The 16,605-nt window shown below is 75.2% G+C and carries 11 protein-coding genes and 2 pseudogenes; 7 read left to right on the top strand and 6 right to left on the bottom strand.

What is annotated here, in order from left to right:
- Positions 1-153: 153 nt before the first annotated feature.
- Positions 154-456: pseudogene (locus FRAQA3DRAFT_RS16130) on the bottom strand (recombinase family protein); the annotation flags it as partial.
- A gap of 497 nt (positions 457-953) precedes the next feature.
- Between FRAQA3DRAFT_RS16130 and FRAQA3DRAFT_RS16125 the strand changes: the two are divergent.
- A complete protein-coding gene (locus FRAQA3DRAFT_RS16125; RefSeq protein ID WP_009740103.1) occupies positions 954-1,736 on the top strand; it encodes a hypothetical protein in 783 nt (260 codons plus the stop codon).
- Positions 1,737-1,774: 38 nt separating this feature from the next.
- Here the strand turns inward: FRAQA3DRAFT_RS16125 and gnd are convergent, their stop codons facing one another.
- On the bottom strand, positions 1,775-2,806 hold the full coding sequence (gene gnd, locus FRAQA3DRAFT_RS16120; RefSeq protein WP_009740102.1) for a phosphogluconate dehydrogenase (NAD(+)-dependent, decarboxylating): 1,032 nt from the start codon (positions 2,804-2,806) through the stop codon (positions 1,775-1,777).
- A 310-nt stretch (positions 2,807-3,116) separates the two neighbouring features.
- Between gnd and FRAQA3DRAFT_RS16115 the strand changes: the two genes are divergently transcribed.
- Positions 3,117-4,595: an NAD(P)/FAD-dependent oxidoreductase gene (locus FRAQA3DRAFT_RS16115; RefSeq protein ID WP_009740101.1), complete on the top strand. Its 1,479-nt coding sequence runs from the start codon at positions 3,117-3,119 to the stop codon at positions 4,593-4,595.
- A gap of 30 nt (positions 4,596-4,625) precedes the next feature.
- Here FRAQA3DRAFT_RS16115 and FRAQA3DRAFT_RS36110 read toward each other — a convergent pair whose 3' ends face one another.
- Positions 4,626-4,769: a GPGG-motif small membrane protein gene (locus FRAQA3DRAFT_RS36110; protein ID WP_009740100.1), complete on the bottom strand. Its 144-nt coding sequence runs from the start codon at positions 4,767-4,769 to the stop codon at positions 4,626-4,628.
- A 73-nt stretch (positions 4,770-4,842) separates the two neighbouring features.
- Positions 4,843-6,624 (bottom strand): glycerol-3-phosphate dehydrogenase/oxidase, encoded by a 1,782-nt coding sequence (locus FRAQA3DRAFT_RS16110; protein ID WP_009740099.1) that lies wholly within the window; start codon positions 6,622-6,624, stop codon positions 4,843-4,845.
- A 263-nt stretch (positions 6,625-6,887) separates the two neighbouring features.
- Between FRAQA3DRAFT_RS16110 and FRAQA3DRAFT_RS16105 the strand changes: the two genes are divergently transcribed.
- From FRAQA3DRAFT_RS16105 to FRAQA3DRAFT_RS38780, 3 genes and pseudogenes are all read left to right on the top strand, one after another.
- Positions 6,888-8,066 carry an acyl-CoA dehydrogenase family protein gene (locus tag FRAQA3DRAFT_RS16105; RefSeq protein ID WP_035921051.1) on the top strand — a complete coding sequence of 393 codons (1,179 nt, stop codon included), beginning with the start codon at positions 6,888-6,890 and terminating at the stop codon, positions 8,064-8,066.
- A 159-nt stretch (positions 8,067-8,225) separates the two neighbouring features.
- Complete coding sequence (locus tag FRAQA3DRAFT_RS16100; RefSeq protein ID WP_009740097.1) at positions 8,226-9,377, top strand: acyl-CoA dehydrogenase family protein; 1,152 nt, start codon at positions 8,226-8,228, stop codon at positions 9,375-9,377.
- Between the two features lie 99 nt (positions 9,378-9,476).
- Positions 9,477-10,610 (top strand): annotated as a pseudogene (locus FRAQA3DRAFT_RS38780) (ATP-binding protein); the annotation flags it as partial.
- A gap of 1,522 nt (positions 10,611-12,132) precedes the next feature.
- Here FRAQA3DRAFT_RS38780 and FRAQA3DRAFT_RS16095 read toward each other — a convergent pair.
- Entirely contained in the window at positions 12,133-13,746 is a 1,614-nt protein-coding gene (locus FRAQA3DRAFT_RS16095) for a glycerol-3-phosphate dehydrogenase/oxidase (RefSeq protein ID WP_009740095.1), read from the bottom strand.
- On the bottom strand, positions 13,743-14,447 hold the full coding sequence (locus FRAQA3DRAFT_RS16090; RefSeq protein ID WP_009740094.1) for a TetR/AcrR family transcriptional regulator: 705 nt from the start codon (positions 14,445-14,447) through the stop codon (positions 13,743-13,745). Before FRAQA3DRAFT_RS16090 ends, FRAQA3DRAFT_RS16095 begins: the two co-directional genes overlap by 4 nt.
- Before the next feature lie 177 nt (positions 14,448-14,624).
- On the opposite strand from FRAQA3DRAFT_RS16090, the gene FRAQA3DRAFT_RS16085 reads away from it, so the two are divergent.
- Both FRAQA3DRAFT_RS16085 and FRAQA3DRAFT_RS36105 read left to right on the top strand, forming a co-directional pair.
- Positions 14,625-16,274, top strand: a complete 1,650-nt coding sequence (locus FRAQA3DRAFT_RS16085) for an FAD-binding oxidoreductase (protein ID WP_009740093.1) — start codon at positions 14,625-14,627, stop codon at positions 16,272-16,274.
- A 165-nt stretch (positions 16,275-16,439) separates the two neighbouring features.
- Positions 16,440-16,595 carry a hypothetical protein gene (locus FRAQA3DRAFT_RS36105; RefSeq protein WP_009740092.1) on the top strand — a complete coding sequence of 52 codons (156 nt, stop codon included), beginning with the start codon at positions 16,440-16,442 and terminating at the stop codon, positions 16,593-16,595.
- Positions 16,596-16,605: the final 10 nt, after the last annotated feature.

Below are 16,605 nucleotides of genomic sequence, written 5' to 3'. Positions count from 1 at the left end.
GGGGCCGGGGCGGTGGCGGGGGTGCTCGGGCGGCGGCCTGGGAGCGCCGGTCCCGGCGACGGGCCTAACCCGGTCGGGCGTGATCCGACCCTCGTCGTTCGCGTGAGGGCGGCGGGCCCTGTTCACGGCGCCACGGCGGCCTGCCGACCCCGGCACGTCCAGCAACCGCCGGCCGGACGCGGCGAGAGCGGCTTCGATGTACTCGGCACCGAACCGGGCGAACCGATCACGGTGCTCGACGACGATCGTCGCGACCTGCGGGTCATGGAGCAACGCGGGCAACGCCCGTCGGTGGCCGTTCAGGGCCGAACCGACCTCGGTCACGACCCGACCGACCGGAATGCCCTGCTCACCCGCCCGCGTGGTGATCCGGGCGACCTGCCGGTCCACGTCACCACACTGGTCAGCGCACGACACCCGGGCATACACCCCCCTTTGGGCCCTGGTAACCACCGGCCTGCCGGCGGGCTGCCGATCGGCAGATCCGAGGTGGCAATCTATCGCCCTCTGCGTGGTGATCGTTCCGGATTGTATTCATCATTGCGCTGTTCTTGTCGGGTGTGCGCGTTTCGAGCTGGTTCGGGGCATGTCAGGTGACGAGCCGGAGGGGAGAGTGGGCGGATGATGCGGATCCGTCCCGGGTGGCATTCCCGGATGTCACCCAGCGTTCGCGTGTTGTGGCTGGATGGCGTGGGCAGTCCACTGGGGTACCCCGTGGAAGAGCAGGAGGCGATCCGTATCGTCGTGACCGGTGCGCCGTGGTCGCACCCCGGTGGCGCGGGCGCGGTCGCCGCCGGGAGCGTCGGCACTCGACAGCGCGACGCCGCCCCGCCCGCGGCGTCGTTCCGGAAGCCGGAGACATGGCCGATCACCGCAGCAGACCTCACCGGATCCGGGCACGCGCGGGCTCCGCGCGGGGCCGGTCGGTCGCCGTCGGCGTCGCGGCCGCCGGTGTGACTCTGGTCGTGGGCGCCGCGGGCGCCGTCCACTTCAGCGGTCCTGGCTCGGATCGGGACCCCAGGCCGCCGGCGTCGGCGGCCGCCGACGCTTCCGGGTCGTCGGCCGCACCGGCGGCGGCAGGCACGGAGCCGCTGCGGCCGAATCGGGCCGACGGCACGGACGGCGCGGCCGGGGACCGTGGCGCCGTCCCCGGCATCGGCGCGGTCATGTCGGCGAAGATCCCCAGGGACGCGCTCCAGGTGATCGTGGCGAGCGGCGCCGACCGGGACGCGAACACCAACAACGTGACGCTGTGGCAGCGCGCCAACCCGGACGCCCCCTGGGAGCCGTTCGGTGCCCCGCTGACCGGACGCAACGGCGCCAACGGGTGGACCTTCACCCACCATGAGGGCGACCTGCGCAGCCCGATCGGGGTGTTCAGCCTGACGGCGGCCGGCGGCCGGCTGGCCGACCCGGGCACCGGCCTACCCTACGAGTACCGGCCGGCGTTCTACCGGACGGCGGCGCCTCAGGGGCAGCCGATGGCTGACGCGTTCAACTACGTCGTCGCCATCGACTACAACAGACTGCCTGGGCGTCCCCCGTCAGACCCGACCCGGCCGCTGGGCGACCAGGTCGGCGGGGACATCTGGCTGCACGTCGATCACGAGGCGCCGACCCGGGGCTGCGTCGCCGTCGAGCAGGACGCGCTGACGTCCATCCTGCGCTGGCTGAAGCCCACCGCCCATCCCATGATCGTCATGGGTGACGTCTCCGACCTCGCCGCCGACACCTGATCTCGCCGCCGACACCTGATCTGTCCCCGCCGACGGGCTCAGCCGGCCGGCTTCGGGGCGTGCTTCTGCTCCGCGTGGCCGCCGAACTGCTTGCGCATCGCCGAGAGCAGCTTGTCCGCGAACAGGCTCTCGCCGCGGGAGCTGAACCGCTCGTACAGGGAGGCGGTCAGCACATGCGCGGGCACACCCTCCTCCACCGCGGCGAGCACCGTCCAGCGGCCCTCACCCGAGTCGGAGACCCGGCCGCTGAACTCGGCGAGTTCGGGATCCTCCTGCAACGCGGCGGCGGTGAGATCGAGCAGCCAGGAGCTGACGACGCTGCCCCGCCGCCAGACCTCGGCGATCGCGGCGGTGTCGAAGTCGTACTGGTAGAACTCCGGGTCGCCCAGCGGGGCCGTCTCGGCGTTGTGCTCCAGGGCCTCGCGGCCGATGTTCGCCTTGTCGAGGATGGCGAGCCCCTCGGCGAAGGCGGCCATCATGCCGTACTCGATGCCGTTGTGGACCATCTTGACGAAGTGTCCGGCGCCGTTCGGCCCGCAGTACAGGTAACCCCTCTCGGCCTGAACCGGCTCGCCGTCGCGGCCGGGCGTGCGGGGGATCGAGCCGACGCCGGGGGCGATCGTCTCGAACAGCGGCTCCAGCCGGGCGACGACCTCCGGCTCGCCGCCGATCATCAGGCAGTAGCCGCGCTCCAGGCCGAACACGCCACCGGAGGTGCCGACGTCGACGTAGTGGATGCCTTTGGCGGCGAGTTCCTTCGCCTTGCGGATGTCGTCCCGGTAGTACGAGTTGCCGCCGTCGATGATGATGTCGCCCGGCGCGAAGTGCTCGGCGACCGCGTCGACGGTCTGCCCGGTCAACCCGGCCGGCACCATGATCCAGGCGGTCCGCGGGGGACGCAGGGCCGCGGCGAACTCGGCGAGCGTCCGCGCCCCCGTGGCGCCCTCGGCCTCCAGGGCCTTGATGGCCTCGGCGTTCACGTCGTAGACCACGCACTCGTGGCCGTCGCGGATCAGCCGGCGCACCAGGTTGGCGCCCATCCGGCCGAGGCCGACCATCCCGAGCTGCATCTTGTCTCCCCGCTCGTTTCGTCACGGCGGCCCGATGCGGGGCGGCTGCGCCGCGCACCGGGCCCTGCTTCGCGCTCCCGACGCCATTGTTCCCTTGACACCCCGCGCCTCCCGGTCACGGGCGGCGCGCCGTCCGTTCGGGCCGGGTGCTTCTCGTCACCGTGTCCGCGCGTACGGTACGACCGGGCCGTCCCCGGCCATGCTGCCGGGGCCAGGTGACGGTTCGGGGTCGACGGGATAGCGGGTCCCTTACGGCCGCCCGGCCGGCCCTGCGGCGATGACCCGGCGGGGCCGGTAGGGAGGCGCGGGCGTGGACCAGGACGCGCAGGTGGATGTGATCGTGCTCGGTGCGGGACCCGCCGGGGAGAACGTCGCCGGCCGGTGCGCCGACGCGGGGCTCGCCGTGACCGTCGTCGAACGGGAGCTCGTCGGCGGCGAGTGCAGCTACTGGGGCTGCATCCCGAGCAAGACCCTCATCCGGCCGGGGGAGGTGCTGGCCGCGGCGCGGCGGGTGCCCGGCGCCGCGGCGGCGGTCACCGGCGCGCTGGACGCCGCGGCGGTGTTCGCCCGGCGCGACCGGCTGGTCGGCGGCTTTTCGGACGATTCCCAGGTGCCGTGGCTGACCGACAAGGGCGTGACGCTCGTCCGCGGGACCGGCCGGCTGACCGGGCGGCCGCGGCAGGTCGAGGTGACCGCCGCCGACGGCGACCGCCGGGTGCTGACCGCGTCGCGGGCGGTGGTGGTGGCCACCGGCAGCCGGGCGACGGTCCCGCCGATCCCGGGGCTCGCCGACGCCGAGCCCTGGGACAACCGTTCGGCGACCGCCGCCCGCTCGGTGCCGCGCCGGCTCGTGGTGCTCGGCGGCGGCGCCGTCGGCGCTGAGCTCGCCCAGGCGTTCCGCCGGCTCGGCAGCGCGGAGGTCACCCTCGTCGAGGGCTCGCCCCGGCTGCTCGCCCGGGAGGAGGAGTTCGCCGGGGAGCAGGTGCGGGCGGCGTTCGAGGCGGACGGCATCGCGGTGCGCCTCGGCACCCGGGCCGTGGAGGTGCGTCGAAGCCGCCCCGGCCCCGAGGCGCCGCGCGGCCCGGTGACCGTCACCCTCGCCGGCGTGGCGGGCACCCAGGCCGGGGCGGCGGGGTCGGACTCCGCCGGCGGCACCGTCGTCGCCGACGAGATCCTGGTGGCGGTCGGGCGCACCCCGGCGACCGGGGACCTGGGCCTGGCGGGCGTCGGCTTGTCGCCCGGCCGGTTCATCGAGGTCGACGACCGTTTCCTGGCGGTCGGGGTGAGCGGTGGATGGCTGTACGCGGTCGGCGACGTCTGCGGCCGCGCCCTGCTCACCCACATGGGCAAGTACCAGGCGCGGATCGTCGCCGACGTCATCACCGGCCGCCGGGACGCCGCCGGCGAGCCCGCCCGCGACGTGGCGGACAACGTCGCCATCCCGCGGGTGACCTTCACCGATCCCCAGGTCAGCGCGGTCGGGTTGACCGAGCGGGCCGCGCGGGAGGCGGGTCTGGCGGTGCGGGCGGTCAGCGTCGCGACCGGCGGGGTGGCGGGGGCGTCGGTGCGTGGTGAGGGAATCACCGGTACCTCGAAGATCGTCGTCGACGAGTCCCGGCGGGTCCTGGTGGGCGCGACGTTCACCGGCCCGGACACCCAGGAGATGGTGCACGCGGCGACGGTCGCGATCGTCGGCGCGGTGCCGGTCGAGCGGCTGTGGCACGCGGTGCCCTCGTTTCCGACGGTGAGCGAGGTGTGGCTCCGCCTGCTGGAGGAATACGGTTTTTGATACCGCTTTCGGCCGGCTGGAATGCGCCCGTCAACTGAACACCGAAACACCACCCGGCCCGATGAGCAGCCCGACGACGATGAGCACGATGCCGTAGATGAGACCCCCACGGACGATCGTGACAATTCCCGCGATGACGAAGATCGCCGCGATGATCCAGAGAATGGTAGCCATGCAGGCGTCGTTCCGCGCGCCGGCCTACTAAAACCCGGGCCGTTGCATTGCCCGGGTTCCGCCGTGGGACGGCTCAGCCGGCGGTCGGTGCGGGGGCGCGGCGTTCGGTGCGGCCCAGGCGGCGCACGTCGGGTGCGCCGAGCCGGGCCGCGTCCGCGGTGGCGTCGTCGGCCTGCCGCTGCGAGGCCCGTTCGGCCTGTACCCGGGCCAGGTAGTGCTCGACCTCACGGTCACGGGCGGCGGCGTCCCAGCCGAGCGTGGGGGCGATGAGCTCGGCGACGTGGCGGGCCGCCTCGACGCCGCGGTCGGCGGTCTCGATGGAGATGCGGGTCCGGCGGGTCAGCACGTCCTCCAGGTGCAGCGCCCCCTCATGGGTGGCCGCGTAGACCGCCTCGGCTGCCAGGTAGGTCGACGCTCCGGGCAGCGGCCGGGCGAGCTCCGCGCGGGACGCGGCGAGCTCCAGCACCTCCTCGGCGAGGGTGCCGTAGCGGTGCAGCAGGTGTTCGATCCAGCCGACGTGCAGCCCGGCCCGGCGGGCGAGGGTCTCCCGGGCGTTCCACAGGGCGGGGAAGCCGTCCGCCCCGAGCAGCGGGATCTTCTCGGTGCACGAGGCCGGCACCGCCCGGTTCATCCCACCCACCGCCGCGTCGACGGCGTCGGCGGCCATCACCCGGTAGGTCGTGTACTTGCCGCCGGCGACCATCGTCAGGCCCGGCACGGGGGTGACGACGGCGTGCTCGCGGGAGAGCTGCGAGGTGTCCTCGGACTCGCCGGCCAGCAGCGGCCGCAGGCCCGCGTACACGCCGGTGATGTCGTCCGCGGTCAGCGGGGTGCGCAGCACCCGGTTGACGGTGGTGAGCAGGTAGTCGATGTCGGCGCTGCTCGCGGCCGGGTGGGCGAGGTCGAGGTTCCAGTCGGTGTCGGTGGTGCCGATGATCCAGTGACCGCCCCAGGGGATGACGAAAAGCACGCTCTTCTCGGTACGCAGGATCAGCCCCGTCTCGCCGTGGATGCGGTCGCGGGGAACGACGATGTGCACCCCCTTCGAGGCCCGGACGGACAGCCGTCCCCGCCCACCCACCATCGACTGGATCTCGTCGGTCCACACCCCGGCCGCGTTGATGGTCTGCCGGGCGCGCAGCGCGATCTCCTCGCCGGACTCCAGGTCGAGCACCGTGACGCCGGCGACCCGCTCGCCCTCCCGCAGCAGGCCGGTGACCCGCGCGCTCGTCGCGACGAGCGCCCCGTAGCGCACCGCGGTCCGCGCCACGAACAGGGTGTGCCGGGCGTCGTCGACCTGGCCATCCCAGTACTGGATGGCGCCGACGAGGGCGTCGGAGCGCAGGGACGGGAAGACCCGCAGCGCCGCCTTGCGGCTCAGGTGCCGGTGGTGGGGCATGGTCCCGTCGCCGCCCGGCGCGATGCGGGCCAGGCCCTGGCCGAGGGTGTCGTACAGCAGCACACCGCTGCCGATGTAGGCGCGTTCCCAGCCGTGGTGGGTCAGCGGCAGCAGGAACGGGACGCTGTGGACGAGGTGCGGGGCGAGGGTGTCCAGCATGAGGGAACGTTCCCGCAGGGCCTCGCGGACCAGCGGGGCGTTGAGCTGTTCGAGGTAGCGCAGCCCTCCGTGGATCAGCTTGCTGGAGCGGCTGGAGGTGCCGGCGGCGAGGTCGCGGGCCTCGACGAGGGCCACCGACAGTCCGCGGGTGGCGGCGTCCAGCGCGACTCCTGCGCCGGTCACCCCGCCGCCGATCACGGCGACGTCCATCACCTCGGTGCGCATCCGGCGCAGCGCCTCGGCGCGGCGGGCGGGATCGAGGCCCGCGGTCGGCGCTGCGAGCCTGGTCGGCGTCATGCGGCTGTCCTCCTTCAGGCAGGCGGGTCCCGGCTTCATGCGGGCGGGTCCGGGCGGTGCCGCGGCGACCGCATCCCCATCGTGCCGGCTGGCGGTGACCGGCGCCTGTGCGCGGGTGAACGGCGGGCGTCCGGCGGGGGGCGCCGAGGCGTCGCCGGGGTCTGCGACCGGCGACCGGCGCACCACGCGGTTATCGAGTACTACGGTCTGGACTGAGCCCGGCTCCCGTGGCGGGCACACGCCGACAAGATGGGTTAGACCACGTGGATCTGAGCTACCCCCCGCAGGCGGAGGAGTTCCGCGACGAGCTGCGCGCCTGGCTCGCCGCGAACATTCCCGCGGCCTGGACGGAACCCGGCTTCTGGGCCACCGTCGGCGAGGACGAGGCATTCGACCTGCGCCGGGACTGGGAGCGGCGCAAGGCGCTGGCCGGGTTCGCCGGGATCGACTGGCCGGTCGAGTACGGCGGTCGCGGCGGCACCCCGGCGATGCGGGCGATCCACGACTCCGAGCTGGTGCGCGCCCGTGCCCCCCGCTCGGTGAACAGCCTCGGCCTGGTCTTCCTCGCCCCGACCGTCATGGCCGTGGGCACCCCGGAGCAGAAGGCCGAGATCATCGGGCCGATGCTGCGCAACGAGGTGATCTGGTGCCAGGGCTTCTCGGAGCCGGGCGCGGGTTCCGACCTCGCCGCCCTGCGCACCCACGGGGTGCTCGACGGAGACGAGTTCGTCGTCAACGGCCAGAAGGTGTGGACCACGTTCGCCGGCCGCGGCGACCGGATCTTCACGATGGTCCGCACGGAACCCGGCAGCAGCCGCCACCGTGGCCTGTCGCTGTTGCTCATCGACATGCACGCCCCCGGGGTGGAGGTGCGCCCGATCCGGCAGATGAGCGGGGTCAGCGAGTTCGGCGAGGTCTTCCTCACCGACGTGCGGGTGCCGGCGTCGCAGTGCCTGGGCGGGATCGGCAACGGCTGGGCGACGGCGATGCTGCTGCTGTCCTTCGAGCGCGGTGCGGCCGGGATCAGCCAGTACACCGCCTACCGGCAGGCCTACGACGAGATCGTGCGGGTCGCCCGGGCGCTGGGCCGTGACGGCGACCCGGTGCTGCGCCAGGAGCTCGCCCGGCGCCGGGTCGAGCTGGAGTGCCTGCGCTACCAGGCGATGCACGTGCTCACCGAGGTGGAGCAGGGCCGCGACCTGGGGGCGGCGTCGTCGGTGACGAAGCTGCAGTGGTCGCAGGCCTACCAGGGCCTGTTCGAGACGTTCGACGAGCTGCTCGGCGCCGACGTCGCCCTGCTGCGGCCCACCGCGGACCTCGACCTGACCGCACTGCGCCAGGAGAGCTTCTGGACCCGTTCGGTCACGATCTGGGGCGGATCATCGCAGGTGCAGCGCACGATCGTCGCCGAACGCGTGCTGGGCCTGCCCCGCGGGTCGTAGGCTGCCGCCCGGCGTCCCTCCGATCGGTGTCGCCCCTCCCCGCCTCGCCCCTCCCCTCCCCGCCTCGCCCCTCCCCGCCTCGCCTCTCCCCGCCTCGCCCTGCATCGCCCCGTCCCGCGTCGCTGCTCGCCCCGCCCGGCCCTCAGGAGAACCGCGCCCGTGTACTTCGCCCTCACCGACGAGCAGCGTGCCCTCGCCGAGACCGTCCGCGCCTTCCTCGCCGACCGCTTCGACCTGCGGGCGGTGCGGGCGGTCGTCGACGACGAACGGGGCGACGGCCATCCCGCCGACCTGTGGCGGGCGATCGGGGAGCAGGGCTGGCTGTCGGTGTGCGTGCCGCAGGACCACGGCGGCCTCGGCCTCGGTCTGCTCGACGCCCAGGTGATCGCGCGGGAGTTCGGCGCCGGGGTGATCCCCGGGCCATGGGCGGTGACCGTGCTCGCCGGTGCGGCCGTCGGGCGGGCCGGCACGCCGGAGCAGGCCGCGGCCGTGCTCGGGCCGCTCGGTGCGGGCGAGCTCGTCGCCACCGTGGCGCTGCGCGGCCCGGGTGGGCGCCTCGGCCGCGGCGGGATCGCCGTGCGCGCCGACGCCGCGGGCCGGCTCGACGGCGTCGTCTCCGGCGTCGAGTACGCCCACGTGGCCGACGTCATCGTGGTCGCGGCCACCGAGCCGGACGCGCCCGCCGGTGCCGGTGCCGGTGCCGGCCGTGGCGAGGGCGGCGTGGGTCTGTACCTGCTGGAACGTGGGGGGGCCGGCGTGCGGATCGAACGGCAGGCGAGCATCGACGGGACCACCCGGCTCGCCGCGTTGACGTTGACCGGGGCACCGGCCGCCCGCCTGCCGGGCTCGGGCGCCGCGGCGCTGGCGGACCTGCTGCGCCGCGGCGCCGTGCTGGCCGCCGCGGACCTCGTCGGCGTCGCCCGGGCGGCGCTGACCCGGACCGTCGCCTACGACACCGCCCGGGTCCAGTTCGGCCGTCCGGTCGGGTCGTTCCAGGCGCTGGCCCACCACCTCGCCGACCTGCACGTCGCCGTGACCATGGCCGAGCATGCCGTGCTGTACGCGGCGCACGCCCTCGACGAGGGCCGGCCGGACACCGACCTCGCCGTCGCCGTGGCGAAGAGCAAGGCGAATCAGGCCGCCGGCGACGCCACCGCCGCGATGATCCAGTACCACGGCGGGATCGGCTATACCTGGGAGCACGACACCCATTTCTTCTACAAGCGCGCGAAACGCCTCGTCGCCGCCTTCGGGGACACCCGCCAGCACCTGGAGCAGGTCGCGCGGCTCACCGTCGACACCGTGGGATGAGCGGCGCTTCCCGGACGGGATTCTCCGCGAAAGGCTGGGAATTATGGGATTCCCGTAGTCCGGCCCGGCCCGGACTACCACGTGCGGGATACCCGCCCCATGCGCGGGGGGCGGCGGCCATATCGTTCAGACTTATGCGACATGAACGGACGCTCGGTGCAGGCGTTGTCAACGGTGATGGTTCGGTGCACCGTCCGGCTGCGGGTCGCCCAGTTGGGCTACCTGCTGGTCTTCGTCGCCGCCTGGGCCGACTGGTACCGCGCGCACCCGGCGGCGCTGGCCGGCCCGGTCGTCGTGCTGGCGTGGGGAGTGCTGTTCGTCGTGCACCTGCGCCGCCGCCCGCGCCGGGCCATGGCGGTCGCCGACGTGGCCGTGGCGGCCCTCGTCGCGCTGGCCACGGGCTGGCTGACGCCTGACCCGTCGCGGGGGGATCCCGCCTCGTTCGCCTTCGTCGGCCTGCTCACCGCCGTGGTGGCGGCGGCGTTCGCCCTGCCGTCGCGGCGCTTCGCCGTCGCCACGGCGGTGCTGATGGCCGCCCAGCTCGCCGGCGCCGCCCGCCACCGGCCTCAGGTGTTCGCCTCGACGGCGATCCTCCTCGTCGTCGGCGGTCTGCTGCATCACGCCGCCGGGCGGCTGCGCCGGGTCGCGGTCGAGGCCGACCGCCAGCACCGCGACGCGACCGCCCGGCGGCGCCGGCAGATTGTCGCCGAGGGGCGCGAGCAGGACTCCCGCGAGCAGGAGCGGCTCCTGCACGACACGATCCTCAACACACTCACCGGCCTGGGCATGAGCGAGGACCAGCCGGTCGCCGACCTGCGCCGGCAGTGCGCCGAGAGTGTGCACGCCGTCGAGGAGCACCTGGCCAGCCGGCCGGACGCGGGTCCCACCCTCACCGAACGCATCGACCAGGCCGTCGGGAGCGCGCGCGGCGCCGGCCTGCGGGTCGATCTGGCCACCGAGACGCCGGAGGACGGGCCGGAGCCGGCGTGCGAGTGGGTGCCCGACGAGGTCGGCGCCGCCGTCGCCGCCGCGATGGGCGAGGCGCTGCGCAACGTCCGATCCCACGCCGGCACCGGCGACGCCCGGGTTCTCGCGCAGGTCGGCCCCGGCCGGCTGGAGGTGTCCGTCATCGACCGGGGACGCGGGTTCCGGCCGGCGGAGCTGGCCGCCGACAGCCGTCGCCTCGGACTGCGGCACTCGGTGTCCGCCCGGATGAAGGCCGTGGGCGGCTCCGCCGACATCTGGTCCGAACCCGGGCAGGGCACCCGGATCACGCTGAGGTGGGAGCTGCCCCCGCCGGTCGCCGCCGAGCCGGCCTGCGCCGACCGGCTGGAGGAGCAGTTCGCCGCGGCGGCCCGCCGGGCGTTCGCCCTCGCGGTGGTCGTGGGCTGGCTCGCCGCGTTCATCCCGGTCGTCGTCCATCGCGACGAGGCCCGGTCGACCCCGGCCGGCCTGGGGATCTGGCTGGTGACGGCCGTGGTCATCGGGCTGACGGCCCGCGTCGTCGCCCGCCGGCCGCTGCGTCGCCGCGAGTCGGTCGGCGTGCTGCTGGCGGCCGTCGCCTCGGCGGTCGCCGGCGCGGTCAACACGGTCGAGCCGCCCGGCGAGCTGGTCGTGAGCTGGGGCACCACCATGATCAACCCGCTGCTGGTGGCGCTGGCGGTGCTGTCCCGGCCGCACCGGGAACGCTACGCCGCCGCCGGCTTCGCGACCGTGGCCATGGTTGCGATCGTCGTCGGACTCGGCGGCGGAGACGACCCGCTCGTGCTGGCCCGGCTGGCCGCCGCGGTATACGCGCAGTGGATCATGCAGGTCCTGGTCACGATGTTCGGGCCGGTCCTGCGGGCCAGCGCGCAGGAGCGGGCGTGGGCCGACGACCTGGAGGCCGACCTGACCAGCCGGCGGGTACTGGACCGCACCGTCCGCCGGGACCGGCGCCGGCGGCTCGCCGAGCTGGACGCGCGGTTCCTGCCGCTGCTGCGCGACATCGCCGCCGGTCGGAGCGATCCGAGCCGGCCGGAGGTGCGTGCCCTGTGCACGGCGCGGGCCCGGGCGCTGCGCCGGGACCTCACCGGGGCCGGCGCCGACACGCTGCGCGACCTGGTCGGGCCGATCGAGCAGGCCGAGGCCCGGGGCATCGCCGTCACCGCCCAGACGGACGGCGACCTGTCCGTGCTGCCCGAACCGGTGCACCGGGAGTTCCTCGCCCGGGTCTCGGCGGTGCTGGCCGCCGTCCGCCAGGGGCCGGTCATGCTCACCGGCTACCTCGGCGCCGCGCAGGCGAGCATCTACCTCACCTATCCGGCGCGCCGTGCCCCCGCCCCGTCCGCCCTGCCGGCGCAGGGGGCGGTCGAAGGGCCGGCGAGGCCGGGACGACCTGTCCGCCCCGCGCCGACCCTGGCCGACTTCGGCCGGACCGGCGAGTTCGGCCCCGGCGGCTCGGGGCTCGTCCGCGCCGGCGGGACGATCGGCGAAGGCGTCGTCTGCGTCGAGATGCACTGGTCCGCGACCACCGAGGCTGGCATCGGCCCCGCCGCGCCGGACGATGAGGCGACGGCCAGGTCCGAGCGGTCCGGCGCTTCCGGCCGGTCCGAGGGTTCCGGCCGGTCCGAGGGTTCCGGCCGTTCCGAGGGGCCCGGCCGTTCCGAGGGGCCCGGCCGGTCCGAGGGGCCCGGCCGGTCCGAGGGGCCTGGTGGGTGCGAGGGGCCTGGTGGGTGCGAGGGGCTCGGTGGGTCCGAGGGCGGCGGCGAGACGGTCAGCTCGTCACCGCGTGGTCGAACAGGCGGGTGGCGGCGGCGAGCGCCGCGCGACGCTCGGCGGGGACGAGGCCGATCCGCGAGCGCCGGTCCAGCAGGTCCGCCGGATCGAGCGCCCCCTCGTGGCGCACCGCGAACAGCAGCTCCGCCCCCGTGACCGGAACCCCGCCGACAACCGGCGCGAGCAGCCCGGGGTCGTCGCCGGCGACCGCGAGCACCCGCGGCGCCTCCGTGCCGTACCGCTCGACCAGGCGGCGCGGCGCGGCGACCGCGGCGAGTACCGACCGCGGTGCGGCGCCGACGAGCCCGAGCCGCCGTGTCCGGCAGGGGCCGGCGGGCAGCTCGCCGGCCGCGATCGCCGCGTCCACCGCGTCGGCGGCCATCCGCCGGTAGGTCGTGAGCTTCCCGCCGACGACGGTGACCAGGCCACCCGGATCGGTGCGGACGAGATGGCGCCGGGACAGGTCCGCGGTACGCCCCGGGCGGGCGCTGTGGAGGAGGGGACGCAGCCCGGCGAACGCGCCGAGCAGGTCGGCGCGGTCCAGCGGCGCGGCGAGCACGGCCGACACGACGTCGACGAGCTCGGCGATCTCGCTCTCGTCGGGTTCGGGGACGTCGGTGATCCGGTCGACCGGAACATCGGTCAGCCCGACGTAGACCCGGCCGTCACCCTGCGGGAGCACCAGCGCGAACCGGTTACGCTCACCCGGCATCGGCACCGACAGTGCCCCGCGGGCTCCCGCCAGGGCGTCCGAGCTCAGCACCAGGTGCGTGCCGCGGCTCGGCCGCAGCCGGATGCCGGGCGTGAGGGCCGGCGCCCAGACGCCGGTGGCGTTCACGACGGTCCGGGCGCGCACCCGCACCTCGTCCCCGGTGCGCTGATCGCGGGCGGTCACCTCGAAGCCGCCGCGGTGCCGGGCGGCCGCGGACGTGCCGCCGCCCGCCGCGGCGGGCCCGTCGATGTGCTCGACCCGCAGCCGGGTGAGGATCCGGGCGCCGTAGCCGGCGGCGGTGCGGGCCAGGGCGACGACGAGCCGCGCGTCGTCGACGAGCTGGCCGTCCCAGTACACCAGCCCGCCGCGCAGCCCGGTCTCGCGCAGCGCGGGGGCGAGGCCGAGGGTCTCCACCGCCGTCAGCCGGCGCGGCCCCGGCAGCACGGTGTGCGGGGTGCCGGCGGCGCGGCGCAGCAGGTCGCCGATCCGCAGCCCGGTGTGCACCAGCGCGGCGGCCGAGCGCGGCACCTGCGGCGTCAGCGGCGTCACGATCGGCAGCGCCCGGACGAGGTGGGGCGCCGTGCGCCGCATCAGGATGTCGCGCTCCACCGCGCTCTCCCACGCCACCGCGACGTCGCCGCCGGCGAGGTAGCGCAGTCCGCCGTGGACGAGCTTGGAGCTCCACCGGCTGGTGCCGAAGGCGAGGTCGTGCGCCTCCGCGAGCGCGACCGACAGGCCGCGCGACGCCGCGTCCAGGGCGACCCCGGCGCCGGTGACGCCGCCGCCGACCACCAGCACGTCGACGGGATCGCCGCCGGCGGTGGCGGCCAGCTCCCGTTCGCGTCGCCGCGCGTTGACAGAGGTGTCCCCCGGCGGGGCCGGCCAGCCGGCGGCCGTCACGGCGTTACGCCCTGGGGCGGACCGCCGGCGGTCGCGGCCGACGGATCGGCGGCGTCCGGGGCGAGGTAGCCGTGCAGCAGGCGCCGCAGCTCGGCCGCCAGCGTCGCGACCGGTACCGGGCCGGCGAGGGCGCCCGCCGACAGCACGAACGACTGCACGACGAGCAGCACCATGACGGCCAGTGCCGCCGGGTCCACCGCGCGCACCGTGCCGTGCCGCGCGGCGGCGCCGAGCTGCCCGGCCAGCAGATCGACGATCATCTGTTGGGTGGCGCCGCGCCGCTCGGTCAGGTAGGGCAGCAGCAGCTCCGGGTCGGTCTCGATGATCCGCAGGTAGATCGGGTTCGTCCGGAACGCCTCCACGGTGGCGATGATGTGGTCGATGAGGTCATCCAGATCGCCCTCGGCCCGATCGGGGGGCGTCAGGTCCGCCGCGGCCGTGACCACCCTCGTCCACTCCCGGGTCATCACGTCGCCGACCAGCGAGCGCAGGTCCGGCCAGCGCCGGTAGAGGGTCATCCGGCTCACCCCGGCGCGGCGGGCGACCTCGGTCAGCGTGGTGCGGCGGACCCCGACCGCGAGCAGCGACGCCTTCGCCGCGTCGAGGACGGCGTCCTCGCCGGACCAACGCACGGGACCGCCGGGGGCCGCGGAGGCGTCGGAGGCGTCCGAGGTGTCGGGGCGCCGGTCGGTGTCGAGCATCGTGTGGCCGCCCTCCTGCTCGACTGCCACGATCGCGGCGCGGACGCCGCCGGGGGGCGCACCCGCCGCGGCTGTGTCATCGTGGAGCCGAGGTCTTGTGACAGTGTTACGTCGACTGTCACACTGTCTCGTGCCGAAGTCCAGCGAGTCGGATCGAGCAGGCGAACCGAGGTAGCGTTGACGAGCACCGGCGAAGTGCGCAGGATCGGCTCGACCGAACCCGTCTGGTGGGGCTGGGGGCTCGCGTCGGAGCACGAGCCGCTGCCCGACGAGGCCCGCGCGCTGCTGGCCCGATTGGGTATCCCCGTGCGGCCCACCACGCCGGTCCCGCTCGCGCAGGTGCGCCTGCCACCGGCCCGGCTGCCCGCGGCGGCGCGGGACGCGCTGGCGACGATCGTCGGCTCGGGCCACGTCCACACGCACGACGAGGCCCGCATCCGCCACTGCCGCGGGCGTTCCACGACCGATCTGCTGCGCCTGCGTGCCGGCGACGCCCGTGCCGCGCCCGACGCGGTCGTGCTGCCCGCGGACCACGACGAGGTGCTCGCCGTGCTGCGCCTGGCGAGCCGGGAGCGCATCACCGTCGTGCCGTTCGGCGGGGGCACCTCCGTCGTCGGCGGCCTCGAACCCGCCGGGTCCGCCGAACGGCCGGTGGTCGCCCTCGACCTGGCCAGGCTGGACGCGTTGGGCCGGGTGGACCGGGAGTCCGGCACCGCCGAGCTCGGCGCCGGGCTGCGCGGCCCACGAGCCGAGGCGCTGCTCGCCGAGCACGGGCTGACCCTCGGGCACGTCCCGCAGTCCTGGGAGTACGCCACCATCGGTGGCTTCGCCGCCACCCGGTCCAGCGGCCAGGCCTCCTCGGGCTACGGCCGCTTCGACGACCTGGTCGTCGGGCTGCGGGTGGCGACCCCGGTCGGCTCCTGGGAACTCGGCCGGGCCCCGGCTTCGGCGGCCGGGCCGGACCTGCGCGAGCTGCTGCTCGGTTCCGAAGGCGCCTTCGGCGTGATCACCCAGGTGGTGGCGCGGGTCCGGCCGCTGCCGGCGCGGCGGATCTTCGAGGGCTGGTCGGTACCGGACTTCGCGACCGGGACGCGGCTGCTGCGTACCCTCGCCGCGCGTGACCTGCGGCCCACCGTCTGCCGCCTGTCCGACGAGACCGAGACCGTCGGGGGTCTCGCCCGTCCGCCGCGCCCGGGCGGGCAGGCGTCGGCGACCGGGACCGACGCGCCGGACGGCTCCCCGGGCGGCTGCCATCTCGTCACCGGGTACGAGGGGTCCGGGCCGACGGTCGAGCGGCACGCCGCCGAGGTCGCGGAGGTGCTGCTGGCCGGAGGTGCCCGGCGGCTGGACGCCGCGGCCGGCCCCGACTGGGAGCGGGGCCGCTTCCGGGCGCCCTACCTGCGCGACGCCCTGCTCGACCTGGGGATCTTCGCCGAGACGCTGGAGACCGCCGGATTCTGGGCCACGCTGCCGGCGCTCTACGCGGGCGTGCGCGACGCGCTGGTCGGCTCGCTCGGTTCGGCGGGCCTGTCGCCGGTGGTGATGTGCCATATCTCCCACCTGTACGAGACCGGGGCCTCGCTCTACTTCACCGTCGTGTGCGCGCAGGGTACGGACCCGATCGGGAGCTGGCGGGCGGCCAAGGCGGCGGCCGGCGACGCGATCGTCGCCGCGGGCGGCACGATCACCCATCACCACGCCGTCGGTACCGAGCACCGCCCCTGGCTCGGCGCCGAGATCGGCGACCTCGGTGTCGACGTGCTGCGCGCGGTGAAGCGCACCCTCGACCCCGCCGGCATCCTCAACCCGGGGATCCTCATCGCCTGACCGCGCCCCGCCGGCCTGTGGACAGGCTCTCCTGCTTCTCCGGAGGCTTTGGTGTCCGAAAAATCCCTCTGGACAAGCAGGCCGGCCTGGATCGCCTCGTGCGTCACCCCCGGCCGGGGTGCCACGGAGCGCGGGTAGGCAGGCGACTGTGGGTAGGCAGATGACATGGAGACCTTTGGTGCGGTCGTCATCGCTCTACTGCTCCTGCTGATCCCGGCGATCATCGTCGGCGCCGCTCTCGGAGGGGCCTACGTGCGCTGCGCGCCGCTGCGGGCCGCCAACGCGGTAGCGGCCGCCCGGGAAGAGCGCACCCGAACCTGACCCGCCGGCC

The organism is Frankia sp. QA3, assembly GCF_000262465.1.
Taxonomy (GTDB): Bacteria; Actinomycetota; Actinomycetes; order Frankiales; family Frankiaceae; genus Frankia.
This window is presented reverse-complemented; position numbering and strand designations above follow the sequence as displayed.